11 protein-coding genes, 1 tRNA gene and 3 pseudogenes are annotated in these 15132 nt (G+C 73.7%); 6 read left to right on the forward strand and 9 right to left on the reverse strand.

What is annotated here, in order from left to right:
• On the forward strand, positions 1-1323 hold a 1323-nt coding region (locus tag OFY01_RS07950; RefSeq protein WP_266597721.1), incomplete at its 5' end, for a helix-turn-helix domain-containing protein.
• A gap of 161 nt (positions 1324-1484) precedes the next feature.
• Here OFY01_RS07950 and OFY01_RS07955 read toward each other — a convergent pair.
• Positions 1485-2960 (reverse strand): cellulase family glycosylhydrolase, encoded by a 1476-nt coding sequence (locus OFY01_RS07955; RefSeq protein ID WP_266597723.1) that lies wholly within the window; start codon positions 2958-2960, stop codon positions 1485-1487.
• 110 nt (positions 2961-3070) lie between these two features.
• Here OFY01_RS07955 and OFY01_RS07960 point away from each other — a divergent pair, with 110 nt between their 5' ends.
• Positions 3071-3604, forward strand: a complete 534-nt coding sequence (locus OFY01_RS07960) for a hypothetical protein (protein ID WP_266597725.1) — start codon at positions 3071-3073, stop codon at positions 3602-3604.
• On the opposite strand, the gene OFY01_RS07965 is transcribed toward OFY01_RS07960, so the two are convergent.
• The 3 genes from OFY01_RS07965 to OFY01_RS07975 form a co-directional block, all read right to left on the reverse strand.
• The gene (locus tag OFY01_RS07965; protein WP_266597727.1) at positions 3601-4785 is read right to left on the reverse strand and encodes an alpha/beta fold hydrolase; all 1185 of its coding nucleotides are present in this window, start codon (positions 4783-4785) and stop codon (positions 3601-3603) included. The two genes, OFY01_RS07960 and OFY01_RS07965, sit on opposite strands and share 4 nt — an antisense overlap.
• Positions 4786-4939: 154 nt before the next feature.
• The gene (locus OFY01_RS07970; RefSeq protein WP_266597729.1) at positions 4940-5986 is read right to left on the reverse strand and encodes an AraC family transcriptional regulator; all 1047 of its coding nucleotides are present in this window, start codon (positions 5984-5986) and stop codon (positions 4940-4942) included.
• Positions 5987-6062: 76 nt separating this feature from the next.
• Positions 6063-7253 (reverse strand): choice-of-anchor A family protein, encoded by a 1191-nt coding sequence (locus tag OFY01_RS07975; RefSeq protein WP_266597731.1) that lies wholly within the window; start codon positions 7251-7253, stop codon positions 6063-6065.
• 231 nt (positions 7254-7484) lie between these two features.
• On the opposite strand from OFY01_RS07975, the gene OFY01_RS07980 reads away from it, so the two are divergent.
• Positions 7485-8360, forward strand: coding sequence for a peptidoglycan-binding protein (locus OFY01_RS07980; protein ID WP_266597733.1), 876 nt, complete (start codon positions 7485-7487; stop codon positions 8358-8360).
• Between the two features lie 138 nt (positions 8361-8498).
• On the opposite strand, the gene pntB is transcribed toward OFY01_RS07980, so the two are convergent.
• From pntB to OFY01_RS07995, 3 genes are all read right to left on the reverse strand, one after another.
• Positions 8499-9950: a Re/Si-specific NAD(P)(+) transhydrogenase subunit beta gene (gene pntB, locus OFY01_RS07985; protein ID WP_266597735.1), complete on the reverse strand. Its 1452-nt coding sequence runs from the start codon at positions 9948-9950 to the stop codon at positions 8499-8501.
• Positions 9951-9956: 6 nt separating this feature from the next.
• On the reverse strand, positions 9957-11591 hold the full coding sequence (locus OFY01_RS07990; RefSeq protein WP_266597737.1) for a Re/Si-specific NAD(P)(+) transhydrogenase subunit alpha: 1635 nt from the start codon (positions 11589-11591) through the stop codon (positions 9957-9959).
• Between the two features lie 169 nt (positions 11592-11760).
• Positions 11761-11848: transfer RNA gene (locus tag OFY01_RS07995), tRNA-Leu, on the reverse strand.
• Between the two features lie 201 nt (positions 11849-12049).
• On the opposite strand from OFY01_RS07995, the pseudogene OFY01_RS08000 reads away from it, so the two are divergent.
• Positions 12050-12352, forward strand: a pseudogene (locus tag OFY01_RS08000) (MFS transporter); the annotation flags it as partial.
• 53 nt (positions 12353-12405) lie between these two features.
• Here the strand turns inward: OFY01_RS08000 and OFY01_RS08005 are convergent.
• Positions 12406-12648: pseudogene (locus OFY01_RS08005) on the reverse strand (GntR family transcriptional regulator); the annotation flags it as partial.
• 99 nt (positions 12649-12747) lie between these two features.
• Positions 12748-13695 (reverse strand): beta-ketoacyl-ACP synthase III, encoded by a 948-nt coding sequence (locus tag OFY01_RS08010; RefSeq protein WP_266597739.1) that lies wholly within the window; start codon positions 13693-13695, stop codon positions 12748-12750.
• Positions 13696-13857: 162 nt separating this feature from the next.
• On the opposite strand from OFY01_RS08010, the pseudogene OFY01_RS08015 reads away from it, so the two are divergent.
• Together OFY01_RS08015 and fdhD are read left to right on the forward strand one after the other, a co-directional pair.
• Positions 13858-14207: pseudogene (locus OFY01_RS08015) on the forward strand (4Fe-4S binding protein); the annotation flags it as partial.
• Positions 14208-14228: 21 nt separating this feature from the next.
• Positions 14229-15086 (forward strand): formate dehydrogenase accessory sulfurtransferase FdhD, encoded by an 858-nt coding sequence (fdhD, locus tag OFY01_RS08020; protein ID WP_266597741.1) that lies wholly within the window; start codon positions 14229-14231, stop codon positions 15084-15086.
• Positions 15087-15132: the final 46 nt, after the last annotated feature.

A 15132-nucleotide genomic window follows, 5' to 3' on the forward strand; every position in this document is an offset into this window, starting at 1 on the left:
CTGCTGACCATCGGCGGCGACGTGGCCTGGGACGAGGCGGAGGCGCTCGCCCGCACGGTCGTGGACGACCGGGCGCTGCCGGGCGGCACGACGGCGCTCGCGCACGGCGACCTGTTCGCGCTCGCCGAGACGGTCGCGGGCCTGACCGGCGGCAGCGTCACCGTGGAGGACGCCGCGCACCGCGTGCTCGCCTACTCGCAGACCGACGAGTACGCGGACGAGCTGCGCCGCATGACGATCATGGGACGGACCTGCCCGGAGGAGTATCTGAAGGTGCTGCGCGCCTGGGGCGTGTGGGACCGGCTGCGCGAGCCCGACGAGGTGGTCCGGGTCGACGCCCATCCGGGCCTCGGCATCCGCGCCCGCCTGGTGACCGCCGTACGGTCGGGGCCGCGGCTGCTCGGCACGATCTGGCTGCACGAGGACGGGGAGCCGCTGGACGCGTCGGCGGCGGACGTGCTGCGCGGTGCGGCGCGGGTGGCGGCGGTGCGGCTCGCCGAGGGGCCGGGGGCCGGTGCGGACGGCGACGACAGCGCGTCGGCGGAGCTGCTGAGCGGCGTCCTGGACGAACGGGTGCCGGCGGCACTGCTCGCCGGGCGGCTCGGCCTGCCCGCCGACGCCCCGGCCGCGCTGGTCGCGCTGGATCCGCGGGTGCCGGGCGACGGGGCGGGGGCCGGGCCGCGTGCCGAGGCACGCCGCGTCGCCGCGGTGCACGCGGCCGCCTACCGGCGCACCGCGCTGCCCGGCTGGTGCGACGGGCGGCTCTTCCTGCTGCTCCCGGACGCGGGCGAACCGTCGGGAACGGCGGCGGGCACGGTGGTGAGCCGGTCCGCGGTCGAGTGGGCGGCCGGTCTGGTCGCGGCGGTTCGGGCCAGGCTCGGCGGCGCCGCGCAGGCGGCGGTGGTCCGTCTCGCGCGGCTCGACGACGCGGCGGCCGCGCGCCGGGAGGCCGAACGGGTGCTGACGGCGCTGGCCAAGGAGCCCGACCGGCGCCTGGCCACCGCGCACGAGATGCGGGCGACGCTCGCCGTGAACACCGTCCTCGACCTCATCGACCAGCACCCTCAGACGCACGACGGCGCCCTGGACGCGCTCGTCGCCCAGGACCGCCGACAGGGCACCGCGCTCGCCGAGTCGCTCCTGCGCTACCTGGAGGGTTTCGGCGAGACCACGCCGGTCGCCCGGGGCCTGCACATCCACCCCAACACGCTGCGCTACCGCGTCCACCGGGCGGCGACGCTCGCCGGTCTCGACCTGGCCGACCCGGAGCACCGGCTGCTCGCCCAGCTCCACCTGCGCCGCTCACTGCGCCGCAGCGGCTGACGGCCCGGGCCGCCCGCGACGACGGTGCGCGGCGCGTTCCGGGCGCGGGTCGGCCCCGACTCGGGCCGCCGCCAGAGCACGCTGCCGACGCCGGGGTCGGGCGGTCACGGTGGCGGCGACGCGCCGACCGCACGGACCACGGCCGCGCCCACGGCGTCCGCTCACCCGCGCGCCCCCGTCGCGGGCGTGATCCGCACGTGGTGGTCGCCCGGACCCGACCGCAGGACCAGAACCCGGGAGGCGGCGTCCCACGAGACGACGTCGCCACCGGTCACCCGTCCGCCGTCCGGGAAGAAGCGCTCGGGCAGGTACACCTCGGTGCCGCCCGTCACCCCCGCCGCACCCTCCCAACGGACGGCGAGCGTATGGGACTTGCCGTCCCACCCGTACGACTCCGGTATCCCCGCGACGGCGAGCGGGGTCGGCCGGTCGAGGACCGCTAGCAGCTTCGTCGCCCGCAACCGGCCGCCCTTCGATCGACGCCACGGGGCCCAGGGGCCGGGGTCGTTGGACCAGTAGGCGGTGCCCGCGCCCAGCCGCTCGGCGGTGCGGCGCACCTCGGCGACGTACGTCAGGGCTCCTGGCCGCGTCGCGTCGAGTCCGTACTCGCCGATGACGACGGGGGCGTCGAGGCGGCGCGCGGTGCGTTCGGTCTGGGCGCGCCACGAGCCGAGCGTGCGCCGCACCCACGCCCTGGTGCCGCCGGTGTAGCCGCCACCGAGGTCCATGGGCAGCGGGTAGAGGTGGGGTGCGTACGCGATGCGGGCGCGGTCGCCGTCGCCGCGCGGGTCCTTCAGGTACGGAAGCCCGCTCGGCAGGCCCCAGTTGGCGCTCACGGCCTCCGGTTCGACGAAGATCCAGGAGTCGGGGTCGACGGACCGGATCGCGGCGATGGTCCTGCGGTAGAGGGCCGCGAGGGGGCCGGCCTCGAAGGCGGGGCCCTGGAGGGAGCCGCCCCACGGTTCGTTCATCAGGTCGTAGCCGATGACCGCCGGGTCGTGCGCGAACCGCGCGGCGACGTGCGCCCACGCCGCCGCGTACCGGGCCCGCAGGTTCCGGCCGGCCCTTCTGGTGCCCCAGAAGTGATCGAAGGCGCGCAGCGTGCCCGGCTGGACGTACTCCAACTCCCACTGCCCCTGCTCGGCGACCGGCAGTCCGTCCGTCTCGGTCGCCCAGGCGGGCGCGCCGTTGCCCTTGGTGCGAGGGCCGTAGACGTCCTGGTGCATGTCGAGCATCACGTGGTAGCCGCGCGATCCGTACCAGCCAACGCGTGCGGCGACCTCGTCGAGGTACCGGTCGTCGTACCTGCCGGGGCGTGGTTCGATGGTGCGCCACTGGATGAGGAACCGGACGAAGTTCGTGCCGAGTCGCCTCTTCTCACGGGCCACGTCGGCCGAGTGGATCCACGGCATGCCGTCCGGCGCGGACTTGGCGCTCGATGCGGTGTTGAGGCCGTTGAGGACGAGAGCGCGACCTTGCCCGTCCGTGATCCAGCGGCGCCCGCCCGCGCCGTCCGCCCCGCTCGCACGCTCGGGGCCGACGGCGACGAGCAGCGCGGCGGCTACCGCGAGGACGAGCGAGACCACGGTCCACGTACGCCACTTCGCCCTCAGGTTCGTGTTCGGCATCAGCCTCATGGCGCGGATCGTAGGCCCGCCGGAGCCGCGACAACAGACCTGAGCATTGTTCACCTTCCGTCCGCTCAGGGCCTGTTCGGCCGACGGTCGGCTGTCTACAGTGACCGGTCATGCCGATGCCGACCAAACACCGCTGGACCGCGACCACGTCCGTGCTCTGCGGCTGTCTGCTGCTCACCGTGGCGTGCGGCGCCGCTCCACTGCTCACGTCCGTGACGGCTCACGTGGGCACCGTGCTCGTGCCGAGCGCGCTCGGGGTGCCGTTCGGGCTTCCGGGGCTGCGCGCCACGCCGCTCGGCGGGACGACGTGGGCGTGGCAGCTGACCGAGGACTTCGCCGCGACGGTGCTGTGCGCGGTCGCCGTGCTGCGGGTGCGGCGGCACGTTCGGCTCCGGCCGGACGGGGGCCGGGTCCGACGTCTTGCCGCCGGCTGGACGGCGCTGGTCGCGGGTGGGGCGGTCGCCGGGACGTGGCGGGGACTGGTGGTGGCGCGGATGGTGGAGGCCGGGTGGGGCGGCTGGTGCGGCTACGCGGTGGCCGGGGCGGTGTTCGGCGCGGTGTGGGGCGTGGTGCTCGGCTGGCTGCCGGGAGCCCTGACGGCGTGCGCTCCGCCGTCGGGGCCGCGCCGGTCACCTCACGTCTAGCAGGTGCTGTGCGCGGGCTTGCCCGAGAAGCGGTCGGCGAGCCACTGCGCGGCGAACGGCGACTGGGTGATGACGCCGCTGATGTGCTCGCCGACGGGCACCGTGTGCCACTCCACGTTCGCGCCGCGCGCGCACCAGTCGGCCCTGACCTGGCGGCCGACGCGGTACGGGATCAGCTCGTCGCCGAGCGCGTGGTACAGGTACACCGGCGCGTCGGGGGCGAGCGTGCCGACCTTCGACTGGTTCAGCCTGGCCTGCCAGTCGGCCTGTGCGAGGGGGTTCTTGACGGTGACGTCCTTGATCCGGGTGAAAGAGCCGAGCACCGAGCCGTCGATCACGCAGCTGTTCTTCAGTCTGCCGACGAGATCGCGGCCGCGCGCGTTCAGATACGAGTCGAGGTCCAGTTCGGGGAAGGCGGCGTTCTGGCCGATGGCCGCCATGAGGACCAGGCCCGAGCCGTACGAGCCGTCGTCGGCGGCCGCCACCTTCATCAGGTCGCCGGGTACGCCGCCGGCCGCCGTGCCCTTGAGGTTCAGTTCGGGCGCGTACGACTTGTGCAACTCGGCCGCCCAGCCGGCCGCCTGGCCGCCCTGCGAGTAGCCCATGACGCCGACCGGGGTGTCCGCGCCCAGTCCCGCCTCGGGCAGCCGGATCGCCGCGCGGGCCGCGTCGAGCATCGCCTGCCCCTCGGAGCGGCCCACCGTGTAGGTGTGCTCGCCGGGCGTGCCGAGGCCCTCGTAGTCCGTGACGGCGACGGCCCAGCCGCGCGCGGTGAGCTGCTGGATGAGGTTGGCCTCCATGGTGGTGCCGTTCGGGAAGCCCGCGCTGGGCGCGCACCGGTCGGCGAGCCCGACCGTGCCGACCGCGTAGGTGACCAGGGGGCGGGGGCCGGTGCGGCCGTCCTGGGGCACGATGACCGTGCCGGAGACGGTGTCCGGGGCGCCGGTCGCCGTGGTGGAGCGGTACAGGATCTTCCACGCCTTCGTGCCTGTCGGCTGTCCGGGCAGCGGGTGGAACGACGACCGGGCCACGGATACCAGATCGCCGGGCCGCCCGGACGAGGCGGAGGCGGAGGACACGGGGCCGGATCCGGAGTCGGCGTGGGCGGTGAGCGGGGCCGCGAGGGCCAGTGGCAGCGCGGTGGCGGCGGCGAGCGCGGTACGGCGGGCGGAATTCCTCATGCGGCTCTCCCGGTGCAGGTGACCAGCGAAGGTGAGCGGCCTGGTGGTCCCGACGGACCATTTCCGAGCCGCTGTTGACAGAAAGTTAGTGAGCCCGCGCCGCCGGGCGGGCTGACCGGAACGCTCACGTTCACCGACCGGAAGCGTCAGTTACTCACCGGCCGGTGACCGCGGCTCGCCGATACGCCCCCGGCGTCGTTCCGGTCCACCGGACAAACGCCCGGTGGAACGACGTGTCCTCCGCGAAACCGAGCCGCCGGGCGACGCTCTCGACGGACGCGCGGCCATCGGCGAGCGAGGCGAGGGCCGCCTCCCTGAGCACGTCGTCGCGGACCGCCCGGTACGACGTGGCCTCGACGGCGAGCCGTCGGCGCAGGGTCGCCGTCGACACGGCGAGGCGGTCGGCCAGTTCGGTCAGCGCGGGCAGCCGGGCACCCGAGCGCAGCGCAGCGGCGAGCGCGGCACGTACGTGCTCGGCGGTCGTCGTCGCGTACGGCCGCCGGGCGAGCAACTCCACGGGGGCCCGGCGCAGCATGGCATCGAGCGCGGGTTCGTCCCGTACGAGCGGTGCGGCCAGCCAGCGCCGGCCGAAGCGGGCCCGGCTGTGCGGCGCACCGAACTCCACGTCACAGCCGAAGAGTTCACGGTGCTCGGCGAGCCGCTCCTCGCCAGGCCGCGGCGCGGGGAAGGCGAAGTCGACACCGGTGAGCGGGATGCGGTGGCCGATCAGCCAGCCGCACAGGCGGTGCCAGATGGCGAGGACGCACTCGGTGAGGTACGGGTCACCGCCGCCGCTCGGGGGCCGGGCACCGCGCACGTACAAGGCCGCGTCGGTATCCGACTCCGCCGGCTCCAGGGCGAGTTCGGGGCCGCCGGGGAAGAGCCCGTAGAACTCCGCGCCGCGGCGTACCGCCGCGCCGAGGTCGGGGCAGCCGAGTGAGGCCCTGCACATCATGGCGAACGTCCCCGGCCTGCTCACCGCCGCCCCGAGACCGAGGAACTCGTCCTGCGTCGCGGCGTACAGCCGCCGGAACAAGGCGGCGAACTGGCGCTCGGTGACCCGGGCGCGCGGGTCCGCCGTGAGCAGGGGCGGGATCCGCGCGGCGTGCAGCAGAGCCGCCGTGTCGAGGCCGCGCCCGCGCGCGCCGCCCAGCAGCGCGCGGACGTGCCGTACGCCGATGGTCCGCTGTGAGGTGTCCATGGGAACCAGCTCTACCGGGGCGCGCCGGCGAACGGAACCCGCCCCGACCGACCCGCCACGCGGCTCGCGGGTTCTTCTACGCCTGACGACGCCGTCGCCGAGCCGCGTAGGCCAGCGCGCAGCCCGCCACCAGGACGGCTGCGCCCGCACCGGCGAGCGGCAGCACCGTGCCACCGGTCAGGGCCAGCGAACCGGAGGACTTCCGCTGGTCCCGGTGGTCGTCGCCGCCCGCACCATTGGCCGGAGCGGAGGTACTGGCGGCGGGCGCGGTGGGCGTGGCAGCCGGTGTGGCGGGGGTGGCGGCCGGCGTTGCGGGTGGCGTGACGGAAGCGGCGCCGCCCGAGGGCTTGGCCGGGGTCAGGCAGCCGGAGAACGGGTAGTGGTGGGTCTCGGCGCTGCCGGTGCCGCGCAGCGATGCGGCGATGACGGTGCCGTCGACCGGGCCCCCGTCACCCAGGTCGACGGCGGCATGCGGGGCGAGCACGGTGCCGGGCCAGGCGTTGTGGCTGTTCTTGGTCACCTCGGTGGCGTCGGGGAAGTTCCACAGCAGCCTCGCGGCCGGGCCGTCGACGCGGTACGTGGCCGCGGCCGCCTGGTCGTAGGCGCCGCCGGTGACGTTGACGAGAGTGGTCGAACCGGCCGGGGTGTCCACGACGACACGCTTGGCCTGCTGCAACTGCGCCGCGCCGACGCTGAACACGTTCAACCCGGCGCTGTCGCCGCTGAGCGTCAGCCGGGTGGCGTCGCCCGCCCCGGACATGTCGGCCGTGCCGGTGGCGCTCTGGCGGGCGAGCCGCGCGGACGTGGCGCGCAGCGCGCGGAACTCCCGGGGGAAGTCGATGGGGGCGGCGCCCTGTACGGCCCTGGCGCCCTTGTCCTTGACCTCGACGGGACGCCCGTCCAGCTTTCCGTAGACGCCGCTTCCGTGTTCGAGAACCGTGTACGCCGTGTCTCCGGTCTTGAGCGTGCCGCCGACGACCAGGGACGCGCCGTCGCGCAGGGCGGCGGCCGTGGCGCCGATGTGGCTGCCCACGCTGAAGCCGCCGGTGAAGTCCGCGTCGCCGCCGACCGCGACGGCGCCCTCGCTGTCCGGGCTGCGGACAGCGTCCCCCTCGACGAACTCGCTGTAGCTCACCGCGAGGGAGAGGGCGGTGTCCGTGGAGCACGCGGCGGGGCCCGAGCCGGGCGCGGCCGCCGCGCTCGTGGCACCGGCGAGGACCAGGGAGCCCGAGAGGGCGAGGACGGCCGCGGAGGCGGAAATGCGCATGAATGGTCGGTCTTTCGCTCGGATCGAGAAGGGACACACGTTCACCGCGAGATCACCGGACGGGTCGTCACATGTGCGGCAGCGAAGGGAACACCCGCATGGTCACGTCCCCGCGCGTCCCCGGTCAAGGCGCCTAAGGTGCGCTTAAGGGGCAGTTAAGGCCCACCGCAAGGCAGTTGCGCGATAGTGCTCTCAGGCCGCCGAAGTCCACCGGAGGAGACCAGTAAGCGCATGGCCACCCCGATCCGCTACAGCTGCCCGCACTGCGGCTCCGAGCTCTCCGCCCTGCCGGAGGGGATGTGCGATTGCACCGCCCCGCTGTCGGCCGACCACGCCGACCCCATGCACATACGCCCCTACGCCCCGTTGCAGACCGCCGCGGGTGACGTGAGCGCCACGGACCCGCCGACGGCGCCGCTCGCCCTCTTCAGGGCCTACGCCCCGCCGGAGCCCGCGCGCCGCCCCCGCCCGCACCGGACCACCGGGCGCCGCCGCAAGCCGCCTGCGCGGAGCCGGGGGCGGGGTCGGGGTCAGGGTCAGGGTCGGCCGGTGCTCTTCGGCGGGGCGGCCGTCCTCGCCTCTGCCCTGTTCGTGGCCTCGTACGCCCTGACCTCCGGCAGCGGCACCCCACGTGCCGACGGTTTCGTCGAACACGCCCGCGCGGGCGACGGCTTGAGGGCGGACGGCGACGACCACGCGGAAGGGACCGACCCCACGAGCGCCCCCGTCCCCTCCGCCCCTTCCTCACGCACCAGTACGGCGACACCGACAAAGACACCCCCTCCGGCACCCGGGCCGTCGCACGGCGCGGCAACGGAGCGCCACCAGCGGCCGCGTACTCTGACGGCGTCCGGCACCCGACCGGCCGCCCCCGCCACAGCCCGCGTCCTGCTCCCCGGTGACACGGGCCCCGACGTGGCCGAGCTCGAACGCCGCCTGAAGCAGGCGGGTTTCCTCGCCGCCGACGCCCCGGTGGAGGGACTGTTCACGCCCCTCGTGCACGAGGCGGTCTTCCGCTACCAGGTCGCCGAGGGCCTGCGCGGCGACCCGGACGGCGAGTACGGCCCGTACACCCGCAGATCGCTCGAGGCGCGGACCCACGGCTGACCACCTGAACACCACCGCGGGGCGCCGGTCCGCACCGGAGCGGGCCCCGGCCGACGCCCCGCGCGCGCGGGCCTGGCGCTCATGTACCTGTACGGCTTCGCGGTGTTCACGCCGACGCCCCGCACGCGAGGGCCTGCCCTACGCCCGGCTCGTGGCGGGCACCGCGTCCTGGCGGCCGTCGCTGCCCAGCTCCTGGAGGATCTCCTCCACGCTGTGCTTGGCGTCGCCGAACAGCATCCCGGTGTTCTCGCGGAAGAACAGCGGGTTCTGCACGCCCGCGTATCCGGAGGCCATGGACCGCTTGAAGACGACGACCTGTTCCGCCTCCCAGACCCTCAGCACCGGCATCCCGGCGATCGGACTGCCGGGGTCCTCGGCGGCGGACGGGTTGACGGTGTCGTTGGCGCCGATGACGAGGACGACGGTGGTGTCGGGGAAGTCGTCGTTGATCTCGTCCATCTCCAGGACGATGTCGTACGGCACCTTCGCCTCCGCGAGCAGTACGTTCATGTGCCCCGGCAGCCGCCCGGCGACCGGGTGGACGCCGAAGCGGACCTCGACGCCCCGCTCGCGCAGCCGCCGGGTCAGCTCGGCCACGGGGTGCTGGGCCTGGGCGACGGCCATGCCGTAGCCGGGGGTGATGATCACCGAGGTGGCGCGGGCGAGCGACTGAGCCACCTCCGCGGCCCGCACCTCGCGGTGTTCGCCCTGCTCCTCGTCGCCGTGGGACGGCGCATCGATGCCGAAGCCGCCCGCGATGACGGAGAGGAAGGACCGGTTCATCGCCTTGCACATGATGTACGACAGGTAGGCACCGGAGGAGCCGACCAGCGCCCCGGTGACGATGAGCAGGTTGTTGTCGAGGAGAAACCCGGCCGCGGCTGCCGCCCATCCCGAGTAGCTGTTGAGCATGGAGACGACGACGGGCATGTCGCCGCCGCCGATCGAGGCGACCAGGTGCCAGCCGAGCGCCAGCGCCAGTACGGTCACGGCGACCATCAGCGGCAGGCCGGGGCTGATGGTGAACCAGACCGCCAGGGCGACGAACGCGGCGAGCGCGCCGAGGTTGAGCGCGTTCCTGCCCGGCAGCATCAGCGGGCTCGACCTGATGCGGGCGGAGAGTTTGAGGAACGCGACGATCGAGCCCGTGAAGGTCACGGCACCGATGAAGACGCCGATGACCACCTCGGCGTGGTGGATGCCGAGCAGACCGGCGCCGACGCGGTGCTGTGCCGTGCCGTGCGACTCCACCTCCAGGTAGCTGTTCCAGCCCACGAGGACAGCGGCGAGGCCGACGAAGCTGTGCAGCACAGCGATGAGTTCCGGCATCTGGGTCATCTCGACGCGGCGGGCGCGCCACAGCCCGGCGATCGCGCCGAGCGTCATCGCCAGGAGGATCAGGGCGACCGTGACGGCGCTGACGGACTGCGCCGCCACCACGATCGTGCCGACGAGAGCACAGGCCATACCGGCGATGCCGTAGGCGACTCCGGCGCGGGACGTGCGGTGCTGGGACAGGCCGGCCAGGCTGAGGATGAACAGCAGGGCGGCGACGAGGTCGGCCGCGTGCGAGGCCGTCAGGGAAGACATCTCGGCTCAGCCTTTCGAGAACATCGACAGCATGCGGCGGGTGACGGCGAAGCCTCCGAAGACGTTGACGCTGGTCAGGAGGACGGCCGCGAAGGACAGCACGGTCACGACGCGGCTCTCGTGCCCGATCTGCAGCAGCGCCCCGATGACGACGATCCCGGAGATCGCGTTGGTCACGGACATCAGCGGCGTGTGCAGGGCGTGGTGCACTTTGCCGATGACGTAGTAGCCGATCACGACGGCCAGCGCGAACACCGTGAAGTTGGAGGCGAGCTGGGCGGGCGCGAAGGCGACGAGCAGGAACATCGCGGCCATCCCGAGCCCGACCAGGCCGAACCTTCCGGCCGTCGTGAGTCTCCGCTTTTCCTGCTCCGGCGCGGCCGCCGCGGAGTCGCCCGCGGCCCGGTCGGCGGGTGCGGTCGGGGCGGCCGAGACGGTGACGGGCGGAGGCGGCCAGGTGATCTCGCCGTCGCGCACCACGGTCACGCCGCGCTGCACGACGTCGTCGAAGTCGAGCGTGAGCCGCCCGTCCTTGCCGGGCGTCAGCAGTGCGACCAGGTTGGCCGTGTTCCGGCCGAACAGCTGCGATGCCTGGGCGGGCAGCCGGGAGGCGAGGTCGGTATAGCCGATGAGGGTGACGCCGTTGTCGGTGACGACGGCGCGGCCGGGCACGGTGCCCTCGACGTTGCCGCCGGTCGCGGCCGCCATGTCGACGATGACGCTGCCCGGTCTCATCGCCGCCACGTCCTCGGCGGTCAGCAGGCGGGGCGCGGGCCGGCCGGGGACGAGCGCGGTGGTGATCACGATGTCCACGTCCTCTGCCTGCTCGCGGTAGAGCCGGGCGGCGGCACGGTCGTAGTCGGCGGAGGTCGCCTTGGCGTACCCGTCGGTGCTCGCCTCCTGGGCTACGTCCACGGCCAGGTACTCGCCGCCCAGCGACTTCACCTGGTCGGCGACCTCGGGGCGCGGATCGGTGGCCCGTACGACCGCGCCGAGGCTGGAGGCGGCGCCGATCGCCGCGAGTCCGGCGACTCCGGCCCCGGCGACCAGAACCTTCGCGGGCGGCACCTTTCCGGCCGCGGTGACCTGGCCGGTGAAGAACCGGCCGAAGACGTGCGCCGCCTCGATGACCGCCCGGTATCCGGCGATGTTCGCCATGGACGACAGGACGTCCATGGACTGGGCGCGGGAGATGCGTGGCACCGCGTCGAGGGCGAGGGCGGTCACCGAGGCGTCGGCGAGGGCCCGCAGCAGTTCGGGCCTCTGGGCCGGGGTGAGCAGCGCGATCACGGTCGCGCCCGCGCGCAGCCGGGCGGTCTCGGCGTCCGAGGGCGCGTTGACCTTCAGGACGACGTCCGCGTCCCAGGCGTCGCCGATGCGCGCTCCGGCGTCGGTGTACTCCCGGTCGCCGAAGCCGGAGGCGGCACCGGCCCCTGACTCCACGACGACCTCGTAGCCCAGGCCGAGGAACTGGCGGACGGTCGACGGCACCGCCGCGACCCTCGTCTCACCGGGTGCGGACTCGGCGACCACTCCGATCAGCTGCGGGGCGGGGCGCCCGGAGGGGTCGGGCGGCTCTGGCGGCCCGACCGGCTCCTGCTGCTCGGGCGGCTCGGGGGGACCTTGCTCTTGTGCAGACATGTCTCGTGTTCTCTCCTCGGAAGAAGGTCTTACGGAGATCTGCGATCAGGGGCGTGCCTGTCAGGGTCGTAGGTACCTACCCATCTCGGCGCCCGCGACGACGGGCCCTAAGTTACTGCCCGGAAACGAACGAAGGCCCCTCGGAGAGGGGCCTTCTGCTCTGGTTCTCTGGTGTCCGAGGGGGGACTTGAACCCCCACGCCCGATAAAGGGCACTAGCACCTCAAGCTAGCGCGTCTGCCATTCCGCCACCCGGACAAGGTGTCTGCCGCTTGTCGCGGGGTGTTCCCCGCGGCGACACGGACAACAATACCAAGGTTTCGGAGTGCGTTTCACCTGCGTATATGCCGACCAGGCGACACCGGCTCCGGCGTCACGGCGGGTGCGGTCGCGAACACCGTACGCAGCCGGTCGTCCACCCGGCGTCCGTGAGCCGTTCGGGCACGAGCCGCGCGGTCCGCGTTCCTGTCGGGCTTCGGCGGCGGCGCGTTCTACTCGCTGTTCGCGGCGCTGACACCGGACTGCTTCGGCGAGGACCACAACGCCACCACCTACGGCCTGGTCCACAGCGGCAAGCTCGTCAGCTGCCTGTTCGGCGGCGGACTCGGCTCGATGGTGGTCGGCGCGTGGGGCCACGACGGCGCGTACGGGCCGGCCGGCGGAACATCCATGGTGGCCGCCCTGCTGGCGCTGCTGCTGCGGCAGCCGGGCCGGGGGAAGGCGGCGGCAGCGGCGACACATGAGGGGACGCGGCATCGGTAGGGGGCCCGGCTACTGAGGCCGGCCCCCTACCGCCGATCACTGGTCGCGGTCGCGAACGCGCCCTGGGCGGGCCGCAGGTCCACCCAGCCCTCGGTGTCGAGCCGCTGCAGTGCCTCGCGCACGGGCTGGCGGGAGACTCCGAGGTGTCCGGCCGGCTCGCTCTCCACCAGGTGCTGACCGGGCCGCAGAGTACGGGTCGTGATCAGTTCGAGCAGCGCCTCGTAGACCCGCTCGCGCAGCGGGCCCGGACGTTCGGGCCTGGGCACCGATCCCTGGGGCAGTCCTGCGGACAACATCGCGGTCTCCCTCCACTGGCGGGGGCTGGGGGCGGCGGACGACTGGATTGTCTTTCGCATACAGTCCGCCGAGCGCGATCGCCACCACCGGAGCGACGTTCACGGGCAGCGCACGACCTGCCCCGCGTACGAGAGGTTTCCGCCGAAGCCGAAGAGGAGGGCGGGCGCACCACTGTCGACGTCACCCCGTTCGACCAGCTTGGACAGGGCCAACGGGACGCTCGCCGCGGACGTGTTGCCGGACTCGACGACATCCCTGGCCACGACCGCGCGCGTGGCACCGATCTGCTGGGCGAGGGGTTCGACGATCCGCAGGTTGGCCTGATGCAGGACGATCGCGGCGAGGTCGGCCGGGGCGACACCGGCCCGCTCGCATGCCTGCCGGGCGAGCGGCGGCAGCTGCCGCGTGGCCCACCGGTAGACGGACTGGCCCTCCTGGGCGAACCGGGCGGGCTCGCCCTCGATGCGGACGGCGTTGCCCATCTCGGGTACCGAGCCCCACAGGACCGGGCCGATGCCGGGCTCCTCGCCCTCGGCGCACGGCTCGACCACCACGGCGCCCGCGCCGTCGCCGACCAGGACGCAGGTGGAGCGGTCGGTCCAGTCGGTCACGGCGGACATCTCGTCGGCACCGACGACCAGGGCGCGGCGGGCGGCCCCGGCCCGCAGTGTGTGGTCGGCGGTGGCCAGGGCGTGCGTGAAGCCCGCGCACACGACGTTCAGGTCGAGCGCGGCGGGCGAGGGGATGCCGAGGCGGTGGGCGACGCGGGCCGCGGTGTTCGGGGAGCGGTCGCGCGCGGTGGAGGTGGCGACGACGACCAGGTCGATGTCGTGGGCGGTCAGCCCGGCCGAGGCCAGAGCCTTGGCGGCGGCGTGCGCGGCGAGCTCGTCGACCGGCTCGTCGGGGCCCGCGATGTGCCGGGTGCGGATGCCGACGCGGGAGCGAATCCACTCGTCACTGGTGTCGACCATATCGGCCAGCTCCTCGTTGGTGAGGATGCGGGGCGGCTGGTAGTGGCCGATCCCCGTGATGCGCGAGCCGTTCATGGAAGTCCCCTCGGGCCGTACGAGCTGTGGATCATCCAGTGTGACCAGCCGGGGGCCCGTACGAGGTGAGGTCATTCGACAGGATTCGGGCGCGCGTCTTGGAGGCTTCCCAGCGTGCGCCCGGTCGCGCGCACCGGACGCGGCGTGTACCGACGCGGGCGCGCGATCTCCGTGGCGGGGCGCGGTTTCGGCGCCCGCATCGGGGTGGCGCACGACGCGCCGCTGACCGACTCGGCGTGTGTGGACTGCGGCAGCTGCGTCGAGGTGTGCCCCACGGGCACGCTGTCGTTCAAGTCGGAGTTCGACATGCGGGCGGCCGGACGTGGGACGAGTCGGCGCAGACCGAGACGACGACGGTGTGCGCGTACCGCGGCGTCGGCTGCGATCTCACGCTGCACGTGCAGGACAATGAGATCGTCAAGGTCACCTCCCCGCACGACAACCCGGTGACGCACGGCAGCCTCTGCGTCAAGGGTCGCTTCGGCTACCAGCATGTGCAGAACCGGGACTGAGCACCGAGGACTGAAGGTCACATGGGACGCGTCACACAGCGGCACAAGGTCATCCGGATCAGGGACGGCCAGGTCTCCGCCCGCCCCGACACGCTCGTCGCCGAGGAGCCGCTGGAGATCCGGTTGAACGGCAGACCGCTCGCCATCACCATGCGCACGCCGGGCGACGACTTCCCGCTCGCCGCCGGGTTCCTGGTCAGCGAGGGTGTGCTCGGCGGGGCGGGCGACCTGCAGAACATCGTGTACTGCGCGGGGGCCACGCAGGACGGCTCGAACACGTACAACGTGGTCGATGTGCGGACCGCGCCGGGCGTCGTGCTCCCCGACATCACGCTGGAGCGCAACGTCTACACCACGTCGTCGTGCGGTCTGTGCGGGAAGGCCAGCCTGGAGGCGGTGCGCACGACGGCCCGGTTCCCGATCGCCGACACTCCCCCGCTGCGCCTGGAGCCGGAGCTGCTCGCCTCGCTGCCGGACCGGCTGCGTCAGGCGCAGCGCGTCTTCGACCGGACGGGCGGGCTGCACGCCGCCGCGCTCTTCGACGAGGAGGGGCGGCTTGTCGACATACGCGAGGACGTGGGCCGGCACAACGCGGTGGACAAGCTGGTCGGGCGGGCACTGCAGGACGGGCGGCTGCCGCTGTCGCGGTCGGTGCTCCTGGTGTCGGGGCGGGCCTCGTTCGAGCTGGCGCAGAAGGCGGTGATGGCGGGCATTCCGGTGCTCGCGGCCGTGTCGGCGCCCTCGTCGCTCGCGGTCGAGCTGGCCGAGGAGAGCGGCCTGACCCTCGTGGGCTTTCTGCGGGGGACCTCCATGAACGTGTACGCGGGCGGGGACCGGGTGGCCCTGCGGGCCGGTACGGCCGCGTCCGGGCGGGGCTGAGGGCCCGGACCCGGTCGCGGCACTGTGGCGGGGCCCGGCCGACGCG

It is taken from the genome of Streptomyces beihaiensis (assembly GCF_026274175.1).
Taxonomy (GTDB): domain Bacteria; phylum Actinomycetota; class Actinomycetes; order Streptomycetales; family Streptomycetaceae; genus Streptomyces; species Streptomyces beihaiensis.

What these genes read in the sequence shown, in the direction of transcription:
- OFY01_RS07980 (WP_266597733.1), top strand. Translation starts at nt 7,485, where the DNA reads ATGGCCACCCCGATCCGCTACAGCTGCCCGCACTGCGGCTCCGAGCTC.
- OFY01_RS07965 (WP_266597727.1), bottom strand. Translation starts at nt 4,785, where the DNA reads ATGAGGAATTCCGCCCGCCGTACCGCGCTCGCCGCCGCCACCGCGCTG.
- OFY01_RS07955 (WP_266597723.1), bottom strand. Translation starts at nt 2,960, where the DNA reads ATGAGGCTGATGCCGAACACGAACCTGAGGGCGAAGTGGCGTACGTGG.
- OFY01_RS07970 (WP_266597729.1), bottom strand. Translation starts at nt 5,986, where the DNA reads ATGGACACCTCACAGCGGACCATCGGCGTACGGCACGTCCGCGCGCTG.
- pntB (WP_266597735.1), bottom strand. Translation starts at nt 9,950, where the DNA reads ATGTCTTCCCTGACGGCCTCGCACGCGGCCGACCTCGTCGCCGCCCTG.
- OFY01_RS07975 (WP_266597731.1), bottom strand. Translation starts at nt 7,253, where the DNA reads ATGCGCATTTCCGCCTCCGCGGCCGTCCTCGCCCTCTCGGGCTCCCTG.
- OFY01_RS07990 (WP_266597737.1), bottom strand. Translation starts at nt 11,591, where the DNA reads ATGTCTGCACAAGAGCAAGGTCCCCCCGAGCCGCCCGAGCAGCAGGAG.
- OFY01_RS07960 (WP_266597725.1), top strand. Translation starts at nt 3,071, where the DNA reads ATGCCGATGCCGACCAAACACCGCTGGACCGCGACCACGTCCGTGCTC.
- OFY01_RS08010 (WP_266597739.1), bottom strand. Translation starts at nt 13,695, where the DNA reads ATGAACGGCTCGCGCATCACGGGGATCGGCCACTACCAGCCGCCCCGC.
- fdhD (WP_266597741.1), top strand. Translation starts at nt 14,229, where the DNA reads ATGGGACGCGTCACACAGCGGCACAAGGTCATCCGGATCAGGGACGGC.